The sequence below is a fragment of the Brachybacterium kimchii genome, assembly GCF_023373525.1.
Taxonomy (GTDB): domain Bacteria; phylum Actinomycetota; class Actinomycetes; order Actinomycetales; family Dermabacteraceae; genus Brachybacterium; species Brachybacterium kimchii.
Genome location: NZ_CP097218.1, coordinates 3,663,367 through 3,687,817, shown reverse-complemented (window position 1 = coordinate 3,687,817; position 24,451 = coordinate 3,663,367). Strand labels below are relative to the sequence as shown.

General features: G+C 69.5%; 19 protein-coding genes. 15 read left to right on the top strand and 4 right to left on the bottom strand.

Annotated elements, in window-relative coordinates:
- Positions 1–179: 179 nt before the first annotated feature.
- Positions 180–2,354, bottom strand: coding sequence for a substrate-binding domain-containing protein (locus M4486_RS16745; RefSeq protein WP_283257942.1), 2,175 nt, complete (start codon positions 2,352–2,354; stop codon positions 180–182).
- A gap of 184 nt (positions 2,355–2,538) precedes the next feature.
- Here M4486_RS16745 and M4486_RS16740 point away from each other — a divergent pair, with 184 nt between their 5' ends.
- The 13 genes from M4486_RS16740 to M4486_RS16680 all read left to right on the top strand — a co-directional run bounded on the left by M4486_RS16740 (position 2,539) and on the right by M4486_RS16680 (position 20,090).
- Positions 2,539–3,993 (top strand): ABC transporter substrate-binding protein, encoded by a 1,455-nt coding sequence (locus M4486_RS16740; protein WP_249478462.1) that lies wholly within the window; start codon positions 2,539–2,541, stop codon positions 3,991–3,993.
- Positions 3,968–4,930 carry a carbohydrate ABC transporter permease gene (locus tag M4486_RS16735; protein ID WP_249478461.1) on the top strand — a complete coding sequence of 321 codons (963 nt, stop codon included), beginning with the start codon at positions 3,968–3,970 and terminating at the stop codon, positions 4,928–4,930. Before M4486_RS16740 ends, M4486_RS16735 begins: the two co-directional genes overlap by 26 nt.
- Positions 4,927–5,859: a carbohydrate ABC transporter permease gene (locus M4486_RS16730; protein ID WP_249478460.1), complete on the top strand. Its 933-nt coding sequence runs from the start codon at positions 4,927–4,929 to the stop codon at positions 5,857–5,859. The genes M4486_RS16735 and M4486_RS16730 overlap by 4 nt, the downstream gene beginning before the upstream one ends.
- 105 nt (positions 5,860–5,964) lie before the next feature.
- Positions 5,965–7,404: a sulfatase-like hydrolase/transferase gene (locus M4486_RS16725; protein ID WP_249478459.1), complete on the top strand. Its 1,440-nt coding sequence runs from the start codon at positions 5,965–5,967 to the stop codon at positions 7,402–7,404.
- A gap of 347 nt (positions 7,405–7,751) precedes the next feature.
- Positions 7,752–8,726 carry an ABC transporter permease gene (locus M4486_RS16720; RefSeq protein WP_249478458.1) on the top strand — a complete coding sequence of 325 codons (975 nt, stop codon included), beginning with the start codon at positions 7,752–7,754 and terminating at the stop codon, positions 8,724–8,726.
- Positions 8,723–9,688 (top strand): carbohydrate ABC transporter permease, encoded by a 966-nt coding sequence (locus M4486_RS16715; RefSeq protein ID WP_249478457.1) that lies wholly within the window; start codon positions 8,723–8,725, stop codon positions 9,686–9,688. The genes M4486_RS16720 and M4486_RS16715 overlap by 4 nt, the downstream gene beginning before the upstream one ends.
- A 2-nt stretch (positions 9,689–9,690) precedes the next feature.
- A complete protein-coding gene (locus M4486_RS16710; protein ID WP_249478456.1) occupies positions 9,691–11,325 on the top strand; it encodes an extracellular solute-binding protein in 1,635 nt (544 codons plus the stop codon).
- A complete protein-coding gene (locus M4486_RS16705; protein WP_249478455.1) occupies positions 11,322–13,025 on the top strand; it encodes an arylsulfatase in 1,704 nt (567 codons plus the stop codon). The genes M4486_RS16710 and M4486_RS16705 overlap by 4 nt, the downstream gene beginning before the upstream one ends.
- A 261-nt stretch (positions 13,026–13,286) precedes the next feature.
- A complete protein-coding gene (locus tag M4486_RS16700; protein WP_249478454.1) occupies positions 13,287–14,357 on the top strand; it encodes a LacI family DNA-binding transcriptional regulator in 1,071 nt (356 codons plus the stop codon).
- Positions 14,358–14,585: 228 nt separating this feature from the next.
- Positions 14,586–15,869 carry an ABC transporter substrate-binding protein gene (locus M4486_RS16695; RefSeq protein WP_249478453.1) on the top strand — a complete coding sequence of 428 codons (1,284 nt, stop codon included), beginning with the start codon at positions 14,586–14,588 and terminating at the stop codon, positions 15,867–15,869.
- Between the two features lie 3 nt (positions 15,870–15,872).
- On the top strand, positions 15,873–16,847 hold the full coding sequence (locus tag M4486_RS16690) for a carbohydrate ABC transporter permease (RefSeq protein ID WP_249478452.1): 975 nt from the start codon (positions 15,873–15,875) through the stop codon (positions 16,845–16,847).
- On the top strand, positions 16,844–17,749 hold the full coding sequence (locus tag M4486_RS16685; protein WP_249478451.1) for a carbohydrate ABC transporter permease: 906 nt from the start codon (positions 16,844–16,846) through the stop codon (positions 17,747–17,749). The genes M4486_RS16690 and M4486_RS16685 overlap by 4 nt, the downstream gene beginning before the upstream one ends.
- 184 nt (positions 17,750–17,933) lie before the next feature.
- Positions 17,934–20,090 (top strand): beta-galactosidase, encoded by a 2,157-nt coding sequence (locus M4486_RS16680; RefSeq protein ID WP_249478450.1) that lies wholly within the window; start codon positions 17,934–17,936, stop codon positions 20,088–20,090.
- A gap of 62 nt (positions 20,091–20,152) precedes the next feature.
- Here M4486_RS16680 and M4486_RS16675 read toward each other — a convergent pair whose 3' ends face one another.
- The 3 genes from M4486_RS16675 to M4486_RS16665 are packed head-to-tail and all read right to left on the bottom strand — an operon-like array spanning position 20,153 to position 23,402.
- Positions 20,153–21,721: an FGGY family carbohydrate kinase gene (locus tag M4486_RS16675; RefSeq protein ID WP_249478449.1), complete on the bottom strand. Its 1,569-nt coding sequence runs from the start codon at positions 21,719–21,721 to the stop codon at positions 20,153–20,155.
- A gap of 42 nt (positions 21,722–21,763) precedes the next feature.
- Positions 21,764–22,318 carry a hypothetical protein gene (locus tag M4486_RS16670; protein ID WP_249478448.1) on the bottom strand — a complete coding sequence of 185 codons (555 nt, stop codon included), beginning with the start codon at positions 22,316–22,318 and terminating at the stop codon, positions 21,764–21,766.
- 7 nt (positions 22,319–22,325) lie between these two features.
- Positions 22,326–23,402: a helix-turn-helix domain-containing protein gene (locus tag M4486_RS16665; RefSeq protein WP_249478447.1), complete on the bottom strand. Its 1,077-nt coding sequence runs from the start codon at positions 23,400–23,402 to the stop codon at positions 22,326–22,328.
- Between the two features lie 222 nt (positions 23,403–23,624).
- Between M4486_RS16665 and M4486_RS16660 the strand changes: the two genes are divergently transcribed.
- Positions 23,625–24,086: a PTS sugar transporter subunit IIA gene (locus tag M4486_RS16660; RefSeq protein WP_249478445.1), complete on the top strand. Its 462-nt coding sequence runs from the start codon at positions 23,625–23,627 to the stop codon at positions 24,084–24,086.
- Positions 24,087–24,148: 62 nt separating this feature from the next.
- Positions 24,149–24,451 (top strand): PTS sugar transporter subunit IIB, encoded by a 303-nt coding sequence (locus tag M4486_RS16655; RefSeq protein ID WP_249478443.1) that lies wholly within the window; start codon positions 24,149–24,151, stop codon positions 24,449–24,451.

The window sequence follows — 24,451 nt, the reverse complement described above, 5'->3', positions numbered from 1 at the left end:
CCATGTCGAGCTCGAGCGCGGTCCTGCTCGATGTTCGGCGACGCGTTGAGTACCAACAGCCGTAAAGTTACGTCTGTTAGTCAAGGCTGTCAACGGTGGCACCGCGACCCGCCGGGGCGAGCGTGCGGTGGGCGCGGGCGGCGACGCGGTGGAGGCGGGTCGGGCCCAGGAGCCCCGGTTCATCGCGGTTCGCCGCCGTGTGAGCGCCCCCTGACCTCCGCAGTCGACTCGCGCACCACGAGCCGGTGAGGGGCGGTGGTGTGCTGGCGAGCCGGCTCGCCGGCACGCTCTTCCGGGGTGCGCTGGCCGTGCCCCGTCACCAATTCCAGAGCGGCGTCGGCGATGGCGTCGAACGCTGGAGCGACGGAGGAGAGGCTGGGCGTGCTGTAGCGCGCGTCCTCCGAGTTGTCGAAGCCGATGAGGGCCACGTCGCCAGGCACATCGTGTCCACGGGAGAGCAGGGCCCGCTGCGCGCCGAGCGCCAGCTCGTCGTTGAACCCGATGACCGCATCGAAGCGCGCGCCCTGGTCGAGCAGCTCATGGATCGCTCGCTCTCCGCTCTCGCGATCCCAGCGCGGGGCCGGCGCGAGGAGCGTCGGGTCGATCTGCACACCGTGCATGGTGGCAGCGCGGCGACAGCCGCGGACCCGCGCCTCGGCGACGGCGCGATGGGCGAGGCCGAGCAGGACGATCCGGCGTCGTCCCGTGCGGAGCAGGTGCTGCATGGCGGTGCTCGCCGCGTCCGAATTGCTGATCGTGATCTGGGCGACCCGGTGCTGGGGCACTCCCTCCCCCAGGAGCACGAACGGGACCGTCGACGAGGCCCGACGGATGTCGTCCTCCCGGAGACCGTGCGCCGCGATGATCAGTCCGTCGGCCTGGTGACGGGCCATGTCGATCGCCCCGAGCTCGCGCTCGCGCCGTCCGCCCGTGGTCTGGACGAGGATCCCGAGGCCTCGGGCGGCCGCCGTGGCGATGACCTGCTCTGCCAGCTGTGCGAAGTAACTGAGCCTGAGCTCGGGCAGCGCCAGGACGAACGCATGGGGTCTGCCGGTGCGCAGCTGGCGCGCTGCCGGATGCACCTGGTAGTCGAGCGCGCCGACCGCCTCTTCCACGCGCGTGCGCGTCGCGGCGGAGACATGCTTCGCCCCGGTGAGGACGTTGGACACGGTCTTCACCGACACGCCTGCTCGAGCGGCGACGTCGCTCATGATCGGGCGCCGCCCGACGCGGTCGTCTCCGTGCCCGGTCCCGCCCGCGAGAGCCCTCTCGCCGCGTGGCGAGGTCGGCGCGCCGTCTCCTCGGTCCGCACGATGCGGCGCGCGCCCGGACGGGCTGTCCGGGACCTCGCTCGAGGGTCGCCCCGCATCGTCCCGCAGAACGCGGCCCTCCGCCGCCATCCCGCCCTCGGCATCGAGGTCCGACCAGATCAGGACGCCATCGCGCGACCTGGCGGTGCGCACCGCACTCACGGCCCGCCCCAGAGCCGCCCCGGACCGGGATCGGTGCGACACCAGGGCGAGCACGTCCAGCACCCGGAGCCACTGCGAGAAGGTGTCCACCGCGGCGATCACGTCGCCGTCCATGTCATCGGTCGACGGCGTGATGCCGCAGCAGACGAGGTGCACCCCGGATCTCACGAACGCCTCGAGGGCGCCCTGCACTTCGAGATCATCCGACGGGGCGCGCTCGGCCTCGCGGGCAGCGTTTGACCCGCTCACCGAGGGGTCCACTAGGCGTTCCGCGTGCTCGCGCACCGCGCGGGAGAGTGCCGTCGGCCGCGTCGGCGCAGAGGCGGATGGTCGCGTCGCTCCGTGCTCCGTGGCGCCCGGCGCGAAGGCGAGCACGGCCCGTGGCGGATCGAGGACCAGCCCGACGATGGTCCCGTCGGTGACCGAGAGTCCCGGACGGCTCGACAGCTGCACCCCTCCGCCGCGCGCCGGGCTCACGCCGTAGAGGCTCCAGGCCCTCGAGACCGACGAGGCGCTGATGCCCAGTTCTACCCCGAGCGACCGCGTGGTCCACCGGGGACTCCTCGCCGCCGGCGAGGACGGGGGCGGCTCCAGCGTGCGCAGGATGATGTTCTGCGGGTCAGCCACGGGCGGGCGGCCTCCCCGTGGACGATCTCCGAGGCAGTCCACCCCTTCCGACTCGTACCTCTGCCTCCACCGGATGACGGTTCCTCGACTGGTCGACTCCATCGTCGCGATCTCAGTATTCGAGAATCCCCGCGCCGCGAGCAGCAGGATTCCTGCCCGCCGCGCGACGGCCGGCGCCGCCCTCCTCACGGCGGACAAGAGCACCTCTTCGTCGCCCGACCGCAGCCCAAGCGGTTTCGCAGGTCCCCGTCCCATCCCTTCCCTTTCCGTCTTCTGTTCCGGTACAGCATTGTTGCACGAATACTGACACATACGTCGTACGCGAGCGTGGCACATAGCGCTTCTGCCAGCTACTTTTCTCCGCTTCGAGCATTGACGTCCCGTTGTGCACCGCATACCGTCCTCGCAGTACACCGATGTACCGGGCGGAGGAGCTGCGATGGAGAGGATTCCCCGACGGGACGCGCTCGCGCTGTTCGCCGCCGGCGTCGCCCTGACGGCGAGCGGCTGCGCACGATCCTCGACACGTGGCGGCGTCGCGCATGGCGATGCGGGCTCCCTGCAGTGGTGGGATCACTTCGACCCGCTGAAGTCCGCACTGACCGGGCTCTTCGACGAGTTCGAGGGAAACGCCGGCGTCGCGGTCGAGCGGACCGTGTACAACCCCGACAGCATGGGGCAGGCGCTGCAGCTGGCCGAAGGCAGCGACCAGCTCCCCGACGTGTTCACGAACCTCTTCGGCGCGCCCTCCGCGTCCCTGGTCGATCGCGGCACGGTCGCTCCCGTGGAGCTCAGCGATGAGGCCCGCCGCCGGCTCGAGGGCTCGCTGTTCGAGGGAGTGCACACGTTCGACGGGAAGACCTTCACCGTCCCGATCTTCAGCCACCGCCAGAATTCCACCCTGACGTGGGCGAACTCCAGTCTGCTGGAGAAAGCCGGCCACGAACCGGAGGATCTGCCGAGCACATGGGACGGGTTCCGGACGCTCTGCCGCGACCTCGTGGCCTCCGGAACGGAGCATCCGTGGGTGGCACCACTGGCCCACTCGGATCGGATGCAGGAGCATCTCGTGGACCTCGCGCAGTCCGCTGGTCAGACCCTGGCGATGGTCGGATCCAGCGGAAACGGGATCACCGACGCGAGGACCGGGGAGTTCCCCTTCGCGAGCGAGGCCTTCCTCGAAGCGTTCACCTTCCTGCACTCCCTGATCACGGACGGCTTCATGCTGCCCGCGTCCACGTCTCTGGACGCACGGGAGGCGCGCGTGCGCTGGGCGTCGGGCGAGGCCGCGATCTTCTTCGACGGCCCCTGGAACGCAGGCGTCCTGAACGGTCAGTTCGGCGAGTTCATGAAAGGCGTGCGCGTGTCGGGCCCGCCCTCACCCGACGGGCGCGGACTCACAGCGCGGCCGCCCGCCGACGGCCAGTTCTGGTGCGCGGGGACGTCGCACCGCCGCGAGGAGGTCGGGGAGCTGTTCTCGCTGCTGACCCGACCGGAGTTCGCCGTGGCGCTCGCCGAGAACATGGATCAGCCGCCGGCGGACCCGCACGCCCTGGACAGGGCCGAGGTCCCCGCTCTGTACTCGCGCGCTGTGCGGCTGCTCGAGAAGAACGTGCGCACGGCACCCAGCCCCGTGGTGCGGAACCCCGCCGTGGGGTCCGTGATCGCGGAGATGAACGACATCCGGCCCGACCTCGGTGACATCACCCAGGGGTATCTGGGCGGCGATATCGATGACCTGGGGAAGGAGCTCACGCGCTTCAACGATCGTCTGTCGGCGGAGCGCGACCGGGCGATCGACGTGGTGAACGGCGCCGGCGGAGACGTCTCCGTGGACGACTGGATCTTCGAGGAGTACAGGAGCGGCGATGACTTCGATGTCACGGACTACTGAGCCGGAAGCCGCGGGAGCGGCTCCCGCCGCCGCGCGCACGGTCCCGAGGCGGCGCAGGCCCTCCCTCTGGATCTACGTGTTCCTCGCGCCGACGGTGGTGCTCTTCGGGATGTACACGGTGTGGCCGAGCGTCTCGAGCCTGGTGTACTCGACGCTCGAGTGGCGCGGACTGGGCCTCGAGCGCTCCTTCACCGGTCTCGAGAACTATCGGCGCCTGCTGACGGATCCGCTGTTCTGGAAGTCCCTGTGGATCACCCTGCTGATCATCGTGGTGACGGTGCCCCTGAGGGTGGGAGCGGGGCTCCTCCTCGCACTCGTGCTCAACAATCCTCGGCTGCCGCTCGCGGGTCTTCTGCGCACCGCGTTCTTCGTGCCGGTCGTCGCGACCACGGCGATCGTCGGCATCGTCATGGGTTTCGTGCTGGACCCGTCGGCGGGCCCGATCAACGAGGTGCTCTCGATCTTCGGCGCCGGTCCTGTCGATTTCCTCGGCAGTTCGCGGACCTCCCTGTGGGCGGTCATGGGCGTGCACGTCTGGAAGTGGTTGGGCGTCACGCTGATCTACTGGCTCGCCGCCCTGCAGACCGTTCCGCGAGAGCTCCTCGAAGCCGCCGAGACCGACGGAGCGGGGCCCGCAGCGCGGCTTCGTCACGTGACCCTGCCGCTGCTGCGTCCCTTCGCGGTGATCATCGTGGTCCTCACCATCATCGAGACGATGCAGATCTTCGACCTGGTGGTCACGATGACGGGCGGCGGCCCGTTCTTCTCCACCCTGGCCACCGAGGTCTACATCTACGACACGGCGTTCGGCGCGGCCAGACCGGATCTGGGCTACGCATCGGCCATCGGGGTCGCCTTCGGCGTCCTGACGGTCCTGCTGATGGTGGTGCTCACGCTCGTGATGCGACTGGCACAGCGACGACAGGAGCAGAGATGACCACCGCTCAGACACGGGAGCCCTCGCGGGACCTGGCCGCCCGTCGAGAGCCAGGACGCAGCCACGGCCGACCGATATCGGATCCGAGAACCCGCGGCCGCGGGAAGCGGCGTATCGGGAGATGGGCGCAGACCCTCGTCCTGGGAGGTCTGGGCCTGCTGTGGATCTACCCACTGCTGTGGGTGCTGGCGGCCTCGTTCAAGGATTCTCTCGACATCTTCTCGGGCGGCCTGGGGCTGCTTCCCGACTCCTGGCACCCGGAGAACTACCTGCGCGCATGGCGCGATGCGAACTTCTCCGGGTACATGCTCAACACGGTGCTGATCACCGCCGGCAGCATCGTGCTGGTCGTGGTGCGGTGCGCGATGGCGGGCTACGTGATCGCACGCTTCAGGTTCCTGGGGCGCAGGGCCGTCCTCGCGGTGCTGGTGGCGACCATGTTCATCCCCACCGGACTGTTCGTGGTGCCGGTCGTGGAGCTCAGCGACCTGCTCGGACTGCTGAACACGCGGACCGGCCTGGTGCTCGCGATCGCGGGCGGCGGGAACGTCGCCGCGGTGCTGCTGTACGTCGGCTTCTTCTCGCGGGTCCCGAAGGAGCTCGAGGAGGCGGCGGTGATGGACGGGGCCGGCTTCCTGCGCGTCTTCTTCCGGATCATGCTGCCGCTGTCGGGCCCGGTGACGGCCACGGTGGTGGTGCTGACGTTCCTCTCGAGCTGGAACAACTTCTTCCTGCCGCTGGTGTTCACCTTCAGCACGCCCCAGAACCGCACGCTCGCCGTCGGCATGATGGCTTTCCAGGGGACCAATTCCACGGACTGGGCGGGGCTGGCTGCCGCCGCGTCGATCTCCCTCGTGCCGATCGTGCTGCTGTTCCTGCTCCTGCAGCGCTATTTCGTCGAAGGGATCGCCGGTGCCGTGAAGAACTGAGCCGCATCACCCCGCTCCTGCGCGAGAAGACCGCGCCCCACTCTCCCTCGCCTCCCGCCGGATCCGATGTCCGGAGAGGCCCGGAACGACAGCCCCGGAGGAACCATGCCCCGTCCCAACATCCTGTTCCTGTGCACCGACCAGCAGCGCTACGACGCGCTCGGCGCCGCGGGCAACGAGCACATCCGCACCCCGCACCTCGATCGTCTGGCGGCGCAGGGCGCGCGGTTCACGAACTGCTACACGCAGTCGCCGATCTGCGCGCCCTCCCGCGGGAGCCTGATGACGGGCCGGTACCCGCGCCATCACAGCCTGTGGGCGAACGGCGTGGACATGGACCCCGGCGAGCAGCTGTTCACCAAGACCCTCGCGGACGAAGGCTACGACTGCGGCCTCGCAGGGAAGCTGCATCTCGGATCGGCCTTCGACGGCAGGATCGAGCCGCGTCTGGACGACGGCCTGCGCGTGTTCCGCTGGGCGCACGACCCGTATCTGCGCTCGGCCGGGAACGAGTACCACCACTGGCTGCGGCGCACGCACCCCGAGCTGTACGAGAGCGCCGTCGTGAAGCGCGAGAGGTCCATCGACTCCCTGCCGCAGGAGGCGCACTATTCGCACTGGGTCGCCGAGGAGACCATCGAGTTCCTCGGTCACTCGCGGCAGAAGGATCGTCCCTTCTGCTTCATCTCGAACTTCTTCGACCCCCATCACGGGTTCGAGGCGCCCCAGCGCTTCCGGGACCTCTACGACGCGTCGGCCCTGCCCGCGCCCGTCACGATCGAGGACGAGCTCGCGACCAAGCCGCCCATCTATACCCAGGAGTCCGCGAAGTCCTACGCCGGGCACATGCCGGGGTTCGACGACTACACTCCCGAGGACCTCCAGGAGATCAAGGCCCAGTACTTCGCGATGGTCTCCCTCGTCGACGAGGAGGTGGGGCGGATCCTCGACGCCCTCGAGCGCGAAGGGCTCGCGGACGACACCCTGGTGATCTTCACGAGCGACCACGGGGAGATGCTGGGCGACCATCGCATGCTGCTCAAGGGGCCGATGATGTTCGACTGCTCGGTGAAGGTCCCGCTGCTCATGCGCTGGCCCGGGCAGGTCCCCGAAGGCATGGTCGCCGACGAGCTCGTCGAGTGGATCGACCTCACCCGCACGGTGCTCTCGGCCGCGGGATCGACCGGGCTGCCGCGGGCGCAGGGGCGCGACCTCGCAGGGCTGTGGTCGGGCGACGCCGAGCCGTTCGATGATCGCGACTGGGTGCTCTCGGAGTACCGCGACGGCTGCTGGGCCTACGACCCGCCCGTGCAGACCACGATGGTCCGACGGGGCACATGGAAGATCGTCGTGCACCACGGGCGCCCCTCGACCGACCGGGAACGCACCGGGGAGCTCTACGACCTGGCCGCGGATCCGGACGAGCTGCACAACCTGTGGGACGAGACGGCTGCACGGGAGACGCGGGCGGAGATGCAGGCGTTCCTGGTGGACGTGCTGGTGGCGACGGAGGATCGGTCGCGGGAGCGGCTGGCGCCCTTCTGACGGACAGGACCGCGGGGCGGCACGGACAGGAGGGCCGGCCGACGGCCCGGAGCGCCGCAGGGCAGGAACGCGCCGCACCGGCAGACCCGTTCGACGGTCGCGACAACCGACGGCAACCCGCCTGCCCCTCCAAAATTCCCACGTAGGAATTAACGCAGTCGCCCGACCGGACGGTCGCCATGTCCATCGTCCGAATCGCTCCACCCGCCCGATCGACGATCCGCGCTGGACGCCCCATGCAGCTGTGGGAGCCGCCCCACTGCACGGGCGGGGAAGCACCCCGTCCGCCCACGGGAGCACCGGGTCCGGGACCCCGACGACGAAGTCACTGAAGGAGGACGCCCACGATGGCCGTCACCGACATGCAGTCACCACCGACAACCGCCTCGCCGCCGCCGGCGAGGCGCCCACGACCCTCGCTGCTGCGGCGCATCCTGCGCGACCGCACCGTGCTGCTGCTGGCGCTGCCGGGCATGGTCCTGCTGATCGGGTTCCAGTACTTCCCGCTGCTGGGGAACGTCATCGCCTTCCAGGACTTCCAGCCCTACCTGGGGACCGACGAGAGCCTGTGGAACGGCCTGGACAACTTCCGCATCCTCGTCACCGGCGACCCGGCGTTCCTCAACGCGCTGCGGAACACGCTGGTCCTGACCCTGATCCAGTCGGTGATGATCTTCCCGGTGCCGATCGTGCTGGCGCTGATGGTCAACAGCCTGATGTCCGAGAAGCTCCGCCAGGGCGTCATGTCGGTGCTGTACCTGCCGCACTTCCTGTCCTGGGTGATCGTGGTCGCGGTGTTCCAGCAGATGCTGGGCGGCTCCGGCATGGTCAACAACCTGCTCCGCTCCAACGGCCTGCCCACCTTCGACGTGATCGGCAACGCCGACCTGTTCAAGGTGCTGCTGACCTCTCAGGTCATCTGGAAGGACACCGGCTGGGCGGCGATCCTGTTCATCGCCGTGCTCGCAGGGATCGACAAGTCGCTGTACGAAGCGGCGGCCGTCGACGGCGCCTCGCGCTTCCAGCAGACTCTCAACGTCACTCTGCCGGGCCTGCGCCCCATCGTGATCCTGCTGTTCATCCTCCAGCTGGGCAACTCCCTCAGCGTCGGCTTCGAGCAGATCATCCTGCAGCAGCAGGCCGTCGGGATCGACGCCAGCGAGGTGCTCGACACCTACGTGTTCAACGAAGGCATCGCCGGCGGCCAATGGGGAACCGCGGCCGCCGTCGGCCTGGTCAAGAGCGTGATCGGACTGATCCTCGTCCTCGCCGCGAACAAGATCGCCCATGCCATGGGCGAGGAAGGGGTCTACAGGGCATGAGCACCACGACCCAGAACCCTCAGGGCACCGCCCCCGGCGCGTCCGGGCCGGAGCTGTCCACCGCAGCCGATGCCCGCCGGCGGCGGGCGAACCTCAACGCCGCCGGGCCCGTCGAGAAGTCGACGAAGACGATCGTCCTGGTCATCGCCTGCGCACTGGTGATCGTCCCGTTCATCGGCATCGTCGCGACCTCCATCGCCCCCGCGGATCAGGTCACGAACTCCGGCGGGTTCGTGCTGTTCCCGCGCGAGATCGACCTGACCGCCTACCGCTCGATCCTCTCGGGCGGAGTGGTCTCCCGAGCCCTGCTGGTCTCGATCGGCATCACCGCGGTCGGCACGTTCCTCAGCCTGCTGATCACCGCGATGCTCGCCTGGGCCCTCTCCCGCCGCGGCACCGTCGCGAACCGCCCGATGCTGCTGCTCGTGCTGTTCAGCCTGCTGTTCTCCCCCGGCCTGATCCCGACCTACCTGGCCGTGCGCCAGTTCGGTCTGATCGACACCTACTGGTCGCTGATCATCCCGACGGTGGTCAGCGGGTTCAACGTGATCGTGGTGCGGAGCTTCTTCGTCAGCCTGCCCGACGAGATCCTCGACGCCGCGAAGGTCGACGGCGCCAGCGAATGGCAGATCTTCCGCCGCATCGGAATCCCGCTCTCCCGGGCCGCACTGGCCGTGATCGGGCTGTTCTACGGCGTGAACTACTGGAACGCGTTCTTCAACGCGCTGCTCTACATCAACGACGCCGCGAAGTGGCCGCTGCAGATGGTGCTGCGCACCTACGTCGTCAACGGCGCGCAGATGGGCACCTCCGAGCTCGGCACCGCCGTGGAGGCGGCCCCGCCGCAGGAGACCATCCAGATGGCCATCCTCGTCATCTCCATCGTGCCGATCCTCATCGTCTACCCGTTCCTGCAGCGGCACTTCTCCAAGGGCGTGCTGACGGGCGCGGTGAAAGGCTGATCATGTCCTCACGATTCGACCCCACCCGCCGCGCGCTCCTCGCCGCAGGCGGTGCGGGCGCCGCCGCGCTGCTCGCCGCCTGCAGCAACGAGGGCCGGGGCGGCATCCCGGTGAAGTACGCGAACGCGCCCGTGAAGCTGCCGGAGCACGTCCCCTACCAGGGGGTCTCGCCGGACCTGCCCGGCGATCCGAAGACCGGGCTCATGGACGGGTACTTCGAGTACCCGTCGTCCCCCACCGTCGCCACGTCCGGCGTCCCGGGAGACGGAGATGTCATCGGCTCCCTCGTGCGCACGGACTCCCCCGTCCCTCCCGGCGTCTCGCGGAACGCGTTCTGGCAGGCGCTGAACGAGCGTCTCGGCTCCGACCTGAAGATGAACATCGTGCCGGCGCCGGACTGGGACCAGAAGTTCGCCACCGTCGTCGCCGGCGATTCCCTCCCCGAGCTGTTCGTCGTCGCGGGCGGGATGCAGGAGCTCCCGAAGTTCCTCGAGGCCACCGCCGCCGATCTCACGCCGCACCTCTCGGGGTCCGCGGTGAAGGACTACCCCTTCCTCGCCAACATCCCGACGGACACGTGGCAGCAGAGCGCGTACAACGGCAAGATCATGGGGATCCCGGTCCCCCGGGGGATCATGAGCTCCTCGATCCTCTACAAGAGGACGGATCTGCTCAAGGAGAAGGGCATCACGGAGGACCCCGCCTCCTTCGACGAGTTCCTCGCCCTGTGCAAGGAGCTCACGACGCCGCGGTCCAACGTGTGGGCCCTGGGGGCCGCACCCCTCGACGCGGTGCGTCAGATGCTCGGGATCCCCAACACCTGGTCGGAGAAGGGCGGGCGGCTGACACGCAGCCTCGAGGCCGAGCAGCAGAAGGAGGCGCTCGAGGCGACCCGGAAGATGGTCGAGGCAGGCGTCGTCAGCCCCGATGCGTTCTCCTCCCAGGCGACCGACCGCAAGAACTGGTTCGTCGCGGGCCGCAACTACTTCATGATGGACACCCTCTCCGCCTGGCCGAACTTCGAACAGATCCAGTCCGTCGGCGACAGCTTCAGGATGGACGCCCTGCGCACGCCGGGATTCCACGGCGACCCCGGGATGGCATGCGCCTGGCTCGGCAACCCGACCTACGGCATCTCGAGCATCCGCAAGGATGCCGGAGATCGGATCCCGACCCTGTTGAGGGTGCTGGACTTCCTGGCGGCTCCTTTCGGCACGGAGGAGTACCTGTTCCGCAACTACGGGGTCGAGGGCGTCGACTACGACCTGAAGGGCTCGGATCCGGTGGCGACCAACCGGGGCGTCACCGAGACGCCGCTGGGATTCCGCTACCTCGCGGACTCTCCGTGGCCCGTCTACGTCCCGGGCAAGAAGAGCTCCACGCAGAGCTGGCACGACGCGCAGAAGATCGTCGTCGGGTACGGCGTCGCGGACCCCACCCTCGGGCTCTACTCGGAGACCGACACCCGGATCGGCGGCAGCATCACGGGACGCATCGACGACCTCACCAACGACATCCTCCAGGGCCGCAAGCCGGTGTCCGCATGGGACGACGGGGTGGCCGCGTGGAAGAAGGCTGGCGGGAACCGGATCCGCGACGAGCTCGAACAGGCGCGGGCGGACAAGGAGTCCTCATGACGTCGACGACGCAGCCCGAGGGTCCTGCACGAGGACCCAACATCATCCTGATCCTCGCCGACGACATGGGGTTCTCCGACATCGGCTGCTTCGGCGGGGAGATCCGCACACCTCATCTGGACCGCCTCGGGGCCGAGGGGACCAGGATGACCAGCTTCTACAACACGGCACGGTGCTCGCCGTCGCGCGCGTCGCTGCTCACCGGCCTGCATCCCCATCAGACCGGGATCGGGATCCTCACCGGGAGCACGCTCCCCGCCGGGTATCCAGGAGACCTGGACCCGCGCTGCGCGACCATCGCGGACATGCTCGGCGACGCCGGCTACAGGACGTCCTGCGTCGGCAAATGGCATCTCGCCGGGAATGTGCGGGAACCGGGCCCCGCATGGCCGACGCGTCGCGGGTTCGAGAGGCATCACGGGCCGCTCGGAGGTGCCACCAGCTATTTCGATCCCGTGACGATGGTCGAGGATGAGGAGCCGATCGAGACCTTCGACCCGGACTTCTCGCTCACCGAGCATCTCGGCGAGCGTGCCGAGGCCGAGGTCCGCGACGCAGCGAAGGATCCTCGGCCCTTCTTCCTGTATCTGGCGTTCACCGCGCCGCACTGGCCCCTGCATGCGCGTCCCGAGCAGGTCGCCGCGTGCCGCGGGATGTACGACGACGGCTGGGACGTCGCACGCGCCCGACGCCTCGAGCGCATGGGCGAGCTCGGCGTCCTCGAGTCGGCCACGGAGCTGACCGAGCGGGACGAGGACGTGCCGGCCTGGGAGGAGACCGCCCACCACGCCTGGCAGGCGCGGCGGATGGAGGTGTATGCCGCCCAGGTCGGTGCGATGGACGCCGCCATCGGCAGGGTCCTCGACGCTCTGGAGGCCACGCAGCAGTCGGAGGACACGATGGTCCTGTTCCTCTCGGACAACGGAGGATGCGCCGAGGAGATCGCCCCCGGATGGGCCGACGAGATGGATCCCGTCCCGTACAACGTGCCCGTGCGCACCGCGGCCGGGGAGAGGGTGCGCAAGGGGAACGATCCCTCCGTCGTCCCCGGTCCGCCCGCGACGTTCGCCAGCTACGGTCGCGCGTGGGCGAACGTGTCGAACACTCCGTTCCGCGAGTACAAGCACTGGGTCCATGAAGGGGGCATCGCGACGCCGCTGCTCGCCCGATGGCCGCGCGGGGGTGTCGCCGCCGGCTGGGACCGCACCCCGGCCCAACTGACCGACATCGTCCCCACGCTGCTCGAGGCGGCGGGCATCGGCGCAGCGGATCGGACCTCGCATCCCGAGAGCCCGCCGCTGGAGGGCTCGTCCCTGCTCGCGGGATGGAAGGGCGAGAAGAGCACGGAGGAGCCCCACCCCCTGTTCTTCGAGCACGAGGGGAACGCCGCCGTCCGCTGGGGCCGATGGAAGGCGGTACGCGCTTTCGGCAGCGACTGGGAGCTCTACGACCTCCGGGTTGACCGCACCGAGCGCCACGACCTCTCCGCGGAGTTCCCGGAGCGTGTCGAGTCGCTGGTCGGCGCGTGGCGCGGATGGGCGGACCGATGCGGTGTGCGCGATCGGACCAGCATCCTCGATCAGCAGCAGCGCGGACGGGGTCACGGGGCTGGTCGCGGCCCGGGGGCCGGCCGCGGCCGCGGCCGCGGGCTGATCCAGGACGTGCGGTCCGCGTGGACCGTGCGGGAGACGCAGGTCTGAGCGAGGTCGTCCTTGGCCGTGCTGGCCGGCCGTGCGGGGTCGGGTGAGGGTGGGCGGGGTCGGGCGCGGCGGTCGTCCGCCCGCCCAGAGCACCCTGCTCGGTGCACAGGGTCCCGAGCAGGTGCCCCGGTGCGTCGTCGAGATCCCCTGAGGGGAGCGGCGCGGCCGCGCGGTCGCGATCCACTACCTCTTGACTACGCAGTCAGCCCCTCATTACGCTCGCCGTCAGATCCGCGACGAGGCCGAGAACGAGGAGGCGTCGTGACGACAGAGTCCGACAGCCGGACCGACCGCTCCGCGCGGCGCGCCGTCTCGATGATGGACGTCGCCGCCCACGCCGGTGTCTCCCAGAAGACGGTCTCCCGGGTCGTGAACGGCGAGCCTCACGTGCGCCCGGAGGTCCGCGAGCGGGTGCAGTGCGCGATCGACGCGCTGGAGTTCCGCCCGAACGCCGCCGCGCGCTCGCTGGTCACCCGGCGCACCCGGCGCATCGGCGTCGTCGCACTCGGAACCTCGTTCCACGGCCCCACCTCGGCACTCGCGGCCCTCGAGTCCGTGGCCCGCGCGGGTCACTATTCGCTGAGCGTCCACCGCACCGACTCGACCTCGCGCACGGAGATCCAGGCCGCAGTCGACACACTGCTCAGCGAGGGCGTTGAAGGCATCGTGCTCTCCGAGCCGATGCACCTCGACGGCGCTCCCCTGCGGATCCGGGGGGACGTCGCCGTGCTCACCCTGGGCGCTCGCGGGCTCACCTCCCGCCCCGACGAGCTCGTGGTGGGCACGGACGAGGAGGACGGCGGTCGCGTCGCCGCCGAGCACCTCGTGACCCTCGGCCACGAGACCGTCCACCACCTCGCCGGCCCCGAGGGCTGGATCTCCAGTCAGCTGCGCCGCGAGGGCTGGGAGTCGGTCCTTCGGCACCGGGGTCTCCGTGTGCCCGAGCCCGCCACCGGCGACTGGTCGCCCCGCAGCGGGTACGAGGCGATGCAGCGCCTGCTCGACAGCGATGATCCGCCGACAGCTGTCTTCGTCGCGAACGACCAGATGGCCGTCGGTGCGATCGCCGCGATCCAGGCAGCCGGGCTGCACGTCCCCGAGGACGTGAGCATCGTCGGCTTCGACGACATCGACGTCGCCGAGTTCCTCGCAACCCCTCTGACCACCCTGCGCCAGCAGTTCACCCTCGCCGCCCATGACGGCATGAACCAGCTCATCCGCGCCATCGACGGCGGCGTCCGGACCAGCCCCGCGCACCTCGTGCCGATCACCTTCGTCGAACGCGCCACCACGGCGCCTCCGCGCCCGTCACAGGCTCCCGACCACAGGTAGCCCACCCCGGGCCGTCGGCTTCCGCGAGGCAGCCGACCGCCCGCGCACATCGCACCCACCACCTCGGCAGTTCTCTGTACCCACGATTGACAGCGTAGTCAGGAGTGCACCATGCCTCGTCCCCACCCATTGCTCCGCGGCACCCGCGGACCTCGTCCCGCCGCCTCGGCTCCCCCACCCGGGCACCTACGGCCCACCCGCCGCGAGCTGCTGAGAATCCCTGCCGCCGTGGCCGCGGGCACCGCCCTGACCGGCGCTCTTAGCGCCTGCGGGAGCGGCGACACCACGGAGATCACCTCGGGAACCGTCGCTCTGGACTTCTGGACCCACGACGACGGCTACATCAAATTCTTCGAGGGCGCCGTCCCCGTCGCGGAGAAGGGCTCTCCCTTCGACTACGACCTCCGCGTCACCAAGATCGCCGCCGCGGACCTCGTCACGAAGCTCATCGCGCAGGCCGTGGCCGGCACCGGCACACCTGACGTCGCGGGGCTCGAGATCGGAGCGTTCTCCCGCATGCTGCGCGGCGAGATCGCGCCGGAGCTGCTGGTCGACCTCACGCATGACGTCGAACCGTTCACCGACGACCTCATCTCCGCCCGTCTCACCCCCTTCAGCAAGGACGGTGCGCTCTACGCCCTGGACTCCGACACCCCGGTCACGGTGCTCTACCACCGCGCCGACGAGTTCGAGCGCCTGGGCATCGACGCCGACTTCGGCACGTGGGAGGACTTCGCGGACGTCGGCCGCACGCTTGCGGAGAAGAAGGGCCTGTCGCTCGGGGCCTTCGCCGTCAACGACCCGGGCGGCACCGTGCAGTGCTTCCACATCCACCTGCTGCAGCGCGGCGGCGACCTCTTCGACGCCGATGGCGCGCCGACCCTGCAGAGCCCCGAGGCCGAGGAGACCCTCGCCTTCCTCGTCGACGGTGTGCAGAGCGGGTTCCTCACGACCGTCGCCGACATGTACGGCCCCAGCATCCAGAGCGGCCTGAAAGCCGGGAAGATCCTGGCCGTGAACATGCCGTCCTGGTACTCGAGCTACGGCATCCAGCCCAACGTGCCCGAGCAGTCCGGGAAGTGGCGCGTGGCCGCCCTGCCCGTCTTCGCGGGCGGAGGGCACCGCACCGGCGTCGGCGGAGGCACCGGCTTCGCGGCGCTCACCGACAAGCCGGCGACGGCCGCCGCCCGGAACCTCGTCGTGAAGGGCTACTTGGACCCCGACCAGCAGATCGCGCGCTACAAGGACCTGGGCTACCTGCCCACGCTGCGCTCGGTCTATGACGCACCCGAACTGCTGACCCTGGAGAGCGAGTACTTCGGCGGGCAGAAGCTGTTCGAGACCTTCCGGGACATCGTCGACGACGTCCCGGACGTCCACCAGAGCGCCGACATCTCGATCATGAACACAGTGCTGTCGGGCCACGTGCTGCGCGCCTTCAAGGGCACCGTCAGTCCTGCTCAGGCGCTCGCCGATGCCACCGAAGACTTCCGCGGGCAAGCGAAGGGCTGACCGATGACCACCACCGACATCTCCAACACCGACGCCCCGGCCGCACGCGGCGGCTCTGCGGCCCCCGTACCGTCCTCCCGCCGCGGCTCGGCGGGTCGGCGCACCGGCTCCCTGCGCGGGGGCGCCGCGCCGTACGCCTTCATCGCACCCTTCTACGTGCTCTACGTGCTGTTCATGATCATCCCGATCCTGGCGGCGCTCGTCCTCAGCCTCACCGAATGGGTGGGGCTGGGCATGCCCCGATTCATCGGCCTCTCGAACTACGCGAACCTCGCGACCGACTCGAGCTTCGCGACGGCGCTCGCGAACTCCCTCGTCTACACGCTGGTCGCAGTGATCATCGTGGTCCCCTGCGCGCTGCTGATCGCCCAGGGGCTGAACGCCAAGGGTCTGCGGATGCGGGACCTGTTCCGCGTCGCGTTCTTCGTGCCGATGGTGCTCTCGCCTATCGTCATCGCGCTGATCTACAGCCTGATCTTCGACCGCGACTACGGCCTGCTGAACGCCTCACTGGATGCCCTGTTCGGACTGCCGCACGTGGACTGGCTGGGCGATCCGACGCTCGCGAAGGGCGCGATCGGCTTCGTGCTGCTGTGGAGGACCGTCGGCTATCTGACGATCTTCTTCCTCGCCGCGCTGCAGAACGTGCCGGCCGAGCAGTACGAGGCCGCAGCGCTCGACGGCGCGGGCCGCGTGCGCACCTTCCTCGCAGTCACCGTCCCGGGCATCAAGCCCATCTCGGCGTTCGTCATCGTCACCTCGTTCATCGGTGCGGCCCAGCTGTTCGACGAGCCGTACCTGCTGACCAAGGGCGGCCCCGGCGAGGCGACGATCTCGGTCGCCATGTTCATCTACCGCGCCGCCTTCGAGCGCCAGCAGTTCGGCTACGCGGCCGCGGCGGGCGTCGTCCTCTTCATCATCGTCTTCGCTGTCAGCCAGGGACTGAACCGTCTCCTGGGCATCGGGAGGGACTCATGAGCACCATCGACGCCGCATCCGCATCCCCCGCACCGACTGCCCCGCCCGGTCGTCGGGCCGAGCGCCAGAAGTCGCCGCGCCGCTTCCGCGTGCGCCGGGGACTGCTCTACCTGACGCTCTGCGCCCTGCTGGTGGTGTTCATCCTGCCGCTGGTGTGGGCGCTGAGCGGATCGTTCAAACAGCGCGGTGACATCTTCGCGACCCCGCCATCGCTGATCCCGAGCCCGGCGACGCTCGAGAACTACCGGAATCTGCTCACGACCCAGCCGTTCTGGTCGTGGTTCGCGATCAGCATCGGCACCGCGGCGATCGCGACCGTGGTCTCCGTGTTCGTGTGCGCCATGGCCGGATACGGCTTCGCGAAGTTCCGCTTCCGAGGCAAGCGGATCCTCTTCGCGGTCATGTTCAGCTCGCTGTCGATCCCCTTCGCCGTCATCCTGATCCCGCTATTCATCCTGGTGGTCAAGAGCGGTCTGGCGAACCCGTGGTTCGCGCTGATCGTCCCCTGGGTGGCGCCCGCCTTCGGGATCTTCATGATGCAGCAGTTCATCGTGCAGGCGATCCCCGACGAGCTCCTCGAGTCGGCGCGGATCGACGGCAGCAGCGAGTTCGGCACCTTCCGGCGTGTCGTGCTGCCGCTGCTGCGTCCCTCGCTCGGAGCGCTCGGGGTGTGGAGCTTCCTGCAGAGCTACAACAGCTTCATGTGGCCGCTGGTGATCATCTCCAACACCAGCCAGTACACGCTGCCGCTGGGACTGAACATCCTCTACGCCTCGGAGAACCGCAGCTACGACCTGGTCCTCGCCGGCGCCGTGCTCGCCTCCATCCCGACGATCCTCGTCTTCATCCTGCTGCGCAGGCAGCTGCTCGAGGGCCTCGTCGCCGGAGCCGTGAAGGGGTGAGATCCGGCCGACGGCCCGGCACGGCCGGGTCGTCGGCCGACACCTCGCTCCGCTCGTGACTCGACCGCATCAACAGACGCCCCCAACGGGATTCGAACCCGTTCCGCCCTTCCCGCCCAGCACTGCCTCTCGCCGCGCCCTGCGCCGGCCCGCACCCGAGCCCCTCCCCCGAAAGGACCGCCCCATGTTCCAGCAGCCCGACCACGTGCTCTTCGGCGCCGCGTACTACCACGAGTACCAGCCCTCCCCGCGCCTGGAGACCGACATGCGCCAGATGCGCGAGGCCGGCTTCACCGTGATCCGCGTGGGCGAGTCCGTGTGGTCCACCTGGGAGCCCGAGGACGGCGTCTTCGACCTCGAATGGCTCGCGCCGGTGCTGGACGGGGCCCACGAGAACGGCATCTCCGTCGTGCTCGGCACCCCCACCTACGCGGCGCCCATGTGGCTGGTGCGCCAGGTGCCCGAGATCAACGTCGAGCGCACCTCGGGGCAGCGGATGGGCTGGGGCGCCCGCCAGGAGATCAACTTCGCCCACCCCGCGTTCCTCTTCCACGCCGAGCGCGTGATCCGCCGGATCATCGCCCGCTACGCGGACCACCCGGCCGTGATCGGCTTCCAGGTCGACAACGAGCCGGGCAATGAGGTCTTCGCGAACGACCAGGTGTTCCAGAAGTTCGTGGACCACTTGCGTCGCAGCTACGGCTCGGTCGAGGAGCTCAATCGGGCCTGGGGGCTCACCTACTGGTCGCACCGTCTGAGCGACTGGGCGGACCTGTGGCGCCCGGACGCGAACGTGCAGCCGCAGTACACGCTGGCCTGGCGCCGGTTCCAGGCCCAGCTGACCACCGATTTCATCGGCTGGCAGGCGGAGGTGGTCCGCGAGTACGCCCGCGAGGACCAGTTCGTCACCACCTGCATCTCCTACGACCGTCCCACGCTGGACGAGGAGAAGGTGGCCCGCTCGCTCGACGTCACCGCAGGGAACCCGTACTACCGGATGCAGGACTCCTTCGCGATGCCGAACCGCGACCAGGACGCCCAGTTCTGGACGACCACGGGCGTGTGGTCGCTCATCACGCACGCGGATCGCATGTACGGCACGAAGCAGGCGCCGTTCCTCGTCACCGAGACGAACGCACAGGCCATCGGTTTCCCGTGGATGAACGAGCCGGCGTTCGACGGGCAGTGGCGCCAGGCCGCCTGGGCGCTGATCTCGCGCGGCGCCGCGATGATCGAGTACTGGCACTGGCACACCCTGCACGCCGGCGCCGAGACCTACTGGGGCGGGATCCTGCCCCACTCCCAGGAGCCGGGACGGGTCTACCGTGAGCTCGCGCAGATCGGCGAGGAGCTGCGCCGTGCCGGCGCGAGCGTCACGGGATTGGAGCCGGACGCCGACGTCGCGCTGCTGTTCGACAACCCCTCGAAGTGGTCGCTCGCCGAGTATCCGGCGTTCGCGAAGGCGGACGGCAGTCCGGACCGCCGCTCGTTCCAGACCGTCTACGAGGCGTTCTCGCGGGGTGTGGTCGATGCCGGGCTGCAGGCGAACGCCGTGCACATCGCGCAACTGCGCGAGCAGTCCCCGGCGAAGTTCGCGCAGCGCCGGCCCGTGCTGGTCGCCGCGGCGTTCACGATCGCCTCCGATGAGGACCTCGTCTGGCTGCGGGAGTACGCGGAGGCCGGAGGGCACCTGGTGCTCGGGGTGCGCACCGGCTACGAGGACGAGGAGGCGCGGGCGCGCCTGGAGCGCAAGCCGGGGTTGCTCGATGAGGCCGCGGGCGTCTGGTACGACGAATACTCGAACCTGCGCGGGCCGGTCGCGCTCGAGCCGGGCGACGGAGCCGAGGACGTCTCGTTCTCCTTGACGGCGGGCGCGTCAGGCACGCGCTGGGCCGACGGCGTGCAGGTGACCGACAAGGCGACGCAGGTGCTCGCCCAGTACGCGCACCCGCACTTCGGCCGCTGGCCCGCCGTGACCACGCGGGAGGCCGGAGACGGGCGGATCACGTACGTCGGCACCGTGCCCGATCAGGGTCTTGCGGCCGCGCTCATGGAGTGGGCCGTGCGGGTGGGCGATGGCGGGGACGGTGAGGGCCGTGGGGACGGCGAAGGCTGCGGGGACCGTGCCGCGTGGCGTCCGGCTACCGGGTCCCAGACCGTGTTCTCCGCGCGCAATGGAGCCGGCGAGCGCGTGCGCTTCCTGCACAACTGGTCGTGGGAGCCGAGCTCGTTCGCCCTCCCCGCCGCCGTGACGGATGCCGTGAGCGGTGAGGAGTTCGCCGCAGGCAGCGAGCTGGAGCTCGGGGCGTGGGATGTGCGGGTGGTCGTGGAGCGGGAATGACATCTGCCGATGCACTCCGCCTGGCCGACCGGGCGAACAAGGGGCAGCCCGCCAGGGAGCCGCTACCGGCCCATCGTGCCGATCCTCGCGGCCGCATCGTAGAGCGCACGGTGAGCCGGGCGCAGTTCGGCGTACGCCGCGGCGGCCGACGAGTCCGGGAACAGCACCTCGCCCTCGCGCTCGGCGAGCGGCGTGATGCGGTGGTCGAGGCGGACGGCTTCGGCCCCGGCGATCGCCGCGCCGATCAGGGTGGCCTCGAGCTGCGCCTCGGCTTCCGAGGACGCCCCAGCGCCTCGCGGGAGGTGGATGGGGCGGTCGAAGACATCGGCGAGGATCCGACGCCACGGCGCCGAGGCCGCTCCCCCGCCCACGACCGTCATCGGAGCCGTGGTATCCACGGACTTCTGAGCGCCGGTTTCCATGCGGGAAGAGGTGTCCTTCAGGGCGTGGGAGAGGGCGAACGCAACGCCTTCGAGGACGCCGGCGTAGAGGTCGACGGCGTCCATCCGAGCGTCGAGGCCCATCAGCGCCGCACGCATGCCGTCGTCCCTCACCGGGTAGCGCTCCCCTGCGAGCGCGGGCACGAACAGCAGGCCCGTCGGACCTCGACCGTGCTCGTGTGCGCGGTGCTCGAGACGCTGATCGGCGATGAATGAGCCCATCCCTCGCAGGAATGCCTCACGTGCCCAGGCTGCGGCCGCGCCGGCGCTCAGGACTGCGGAGATCCGCAGCTGACCATCGCCGAGGGCCAAGTGGTGTGACGCCTCGTGCTGCGAGGGTCCATCCGGGGAGCCTCCCGTGGTATCCGGTCCTTCCTCGTGACGGTGGATGCCGGCGATCCACCCGCTCGTGCCCAGGGAGACGTGGTCGCGATCGGTGTCCAGTCCCGTGACGCCGATGGTCGCGGTGCCGGCGTCGCCCGGGGCGAGCACGATCGGCACGCCCGCGTCGAGACCGATCAGCTCGCGGGCATCGGCGTTCGTGCTGCCGACGACCTGGCCAGGGCCGCTCGTGAGCGTGGGCAGAAGGCCTGGATCGATACCAGCAGCGCGAACGACGTCGGGTGACCACGCGCGAGCGGCGGCATCGAGAAGGCCCAGCGCAGAGGCGGTGGTCGGGTCGCACCAGGCGCCCGCACCGAGCCGGTGGGCGAGGTGCCCGGCCGGCCCGAAGGTGAGGGCTCGAGTGCGGTCGATGGCGTCCGGGTCGGTGCGCGCGAGACGGCGGAACATCGCGGCGCAGCTCGTCGCATCCTGTCGGTTCCCGCAGTGCGCGTCCCAATCGATGCTCTTGTGGGCGAGGTCCTCCCGGATCTCCCGGGCTTCTCGTGCGGCACGCTGATCGGAGTAAATGATCGCCGGGCGCGCGGCACCATGGTCCCCTTCGAGGATCAGGTCCTGCATCTGGCCGGTGAGGCAGAGCGCCTCGATGTCGACCCCCGGCGGTGTCGACCGCGCGATGACCGTGCGGGCGGCACGGATCCAGTCCTCGGGTTCCTGCTCCACGCCGCCGTCCGACGTGCTCAGTGTGGGATAGGGGGCGCTCGCGCCGGCGAGCCGGCGTCCCTCGAGGTCGAACAGCGCGGTCTTCGCGGATGAGGTGCCGAGGTCGAGACAGAGCAGGCCGATCATCACGTCAGGGTAGGCGGCGGGCCGAAGACTCACGCCTCCGCTTCACATCAGGCTGTTCTCGAACCGCTGCTGCGTCCCGATCTCATGCGGGGGCGTTCCGCCGGCGCTGACGAAGTCCTGCCACAGCCTGACCGCGTCGCTCCGACTGACGATGTTCCGGCGGTGGGCGAATCGGAGCAGCTTCCAGGTGCCGACGCACTCGACGGGTCGCGCCCAGTGCGTCGCCGCACGGTCGTCGGTCACGAACACTGCTCGGAGCATCCGCTTCTGGATGAGGGTGATCGACTCCGCCTCCCCGAGATGCTGCTGGGGGTGGTCTCCGGGAGAGGACATCTGGAGCCGCAGCTGCCGGATCGAAGCGTGCTCGCCGTTCTCGGGGTACAGCGGATCACCCAGCAGCTGCGCCGCGGCATCGACGAGGCCCGGGAGCCCGAGCTGCTCCTGCTTGCGCTCGCACTCGGTGAGGATGGTGCCGGTCCAGCGCACGTTCGTCCCGAGCAGCTCGCCCAGTGCGGGGATCAGCCCGGGACGATGGAAGTTCACGAGCACGGAGGTGTCGTGGAAGAAGAGCAGCGGGTCCTCGGGCGCTGAGATCATCGAGCGCTCACCCGAGCAGGGCGTCGAGCGCGTCGTCCGAGAGCTCGGAGACCCGCTCCGGTTCATCCACCTCGAGGGACTCCGCAGGGACGCCCAGCATCCACGCGAGCGTGCCCTTGCCGACTCTCCCCTGAGAGATCTGCTCGAGGTGGGCCTCCTGCAACCATGCCGGGAAGCGCCGTTCGCCGGCTTCCGACATGCGCACGGAGATCGGGTCGCCGACCTTCGCACCCGTCCAATGCCGACGCAACAGCTTCTGCGTGCTCCACGTGAGCGCGTCGGCCACCTCGTCCGTCGGCTCGAGGCCGAGGGCGTTCAGCCTGCGACGCAGCGCATCCGTCGAGATACCCCGGTCCCAGACGAACTCTGCGACCGAGTGGACGTCGAGTCGCTCCCACGCGATCTCCCGCATGTCCTTCTCAGGGAGCAGGAGCTCGGCTGCGAAAGCATTCGCAGCCCGCTCGTCCGCCTCATACCCGGGAGCACCCGGGACGACCCCCTCGTGTCCGAGAGCCAGGTGGCCGAGCTCGTGCGCGAGCGACCAGTTCTCGTAGAACCAGTTCCCGGTCTCCGCCAGGAGGATCACGGGCCTTCCACCCGCATGGAGTGAATACGCAGTGCTCAGTCCCCCGATCCTCACCACGTCGACCCCCACCTCCGCGAGGCGGGCGATGAAGGTCCGCACGAAATCCGGATGCAGGAGCAGCCGGACCTTCTCCTCCTCCGCCGGAAGGTCGGAACTGGATGGGGCCGCGTCCACCTGCGCGTACGCCAGGCGCACGTCATCCAGCAGAGCCTCGTCCTCCGTGAGTCCGTCGACGCTGCGCAGCCCGGTGTCATGATCGAAGGCGTGCCTGGCCGACAGCACCAATCGATGCGGGTCGGGTTCGCCGGTGATGAGCTCATGGATGTCGGCATCGAGTTCAGAGGCGATGGCGGCGAGCTCCACAGCCGCGAAGCCCCGCTGGTCGCTGAGCGCGCGGGAGAGAGCGTCGGGAGTCATCCCGACGCTCTGAGCGAGCTGCTTCTGCTGCATCCCTGCGTCGCTCATCGCGGCGCGGACGCGGCTCCCGATCGTCGTCATGCCTCGACCCTATGCCCGGATTGGGAATTTCCCAACCAGTTGTGGACGGAGACACCGAGGTTCGACGCGACCACATCCCGGCCTCAACCCAGCGCCACTTGCGCAGCGCACTCGGCCGCCCTTCCGCCACCCCCGCCCCACGCGGAAGAACATTTGTTGGCCCCCGCTCCCCCGCGCCTCGCATGCTGATCGGGACGTTCCACCCGACAGAGAGGTCGCATCGTGCCGACATCGCTTCCCCAGCTGATCACCGAGGACCACGTGGTCCTCGGGGCATCGCCGGCGTCCTGGCAGGACGCGATCCGTGAGGCGGCGGCGCCGCTGCTGGCCTCCGGGTCGATCGGCGGGGGCTACGTGGAACGGATGATCGAGGTCGTCGACCGCTTCGGCCCGTACATCGTGCTGGCCCCGGGCGTCGCGCTCGCGCACGCCCAGCCCGACGGCTCGGTCGCCCGCACGGCGATGAGCGCCCTCACCATTCCGGGCGGCGTCGCCTTCTCCCACGAGGAGAACGACCCCGTCCGCCTCGTGCTGTGCCTGGCCGCGGCCGACGCGACCTCGCACCTCGAGGCGCTCAAGGGATTCGTGCAGATCATCCGGCACCCGTCGGCCGTCGACCGGCTCGTCGCGGCGCACTCCCCCGCGGACTTCCGCGGCGCTCTCACCCCCGCGCCCGTCGACTGACCGGCGTCCCCGACACCAGAACCTGCCCGACCACCGGGCCCTTGCAAAGGAGCAGACCCACCATGGCGAACACCCCCACGATCTATTTCATCTGCGGCGCAGGACTGGGCAGCAGCCTCGCCTGCCAGATGGAGGCCGAGGAGGTCCTGGCCTCGCACAAGATCCGCGCGAATACCGAGCACGAGTCCGTCTCCTCGGTCGGCGGCATCAAGACCGACGTGATCGTCTCGGCGGAGAGCTTCCGCCCGCAGATCGAGAAGTACGACATCGACCCGTCGATCACCCTCGTCTACCTGCACAACATCGTGGACAAGGACGAGATCACCCAGAAGCTGATCCCCGCGCTCGAGGGTCGTGAGGCCTGA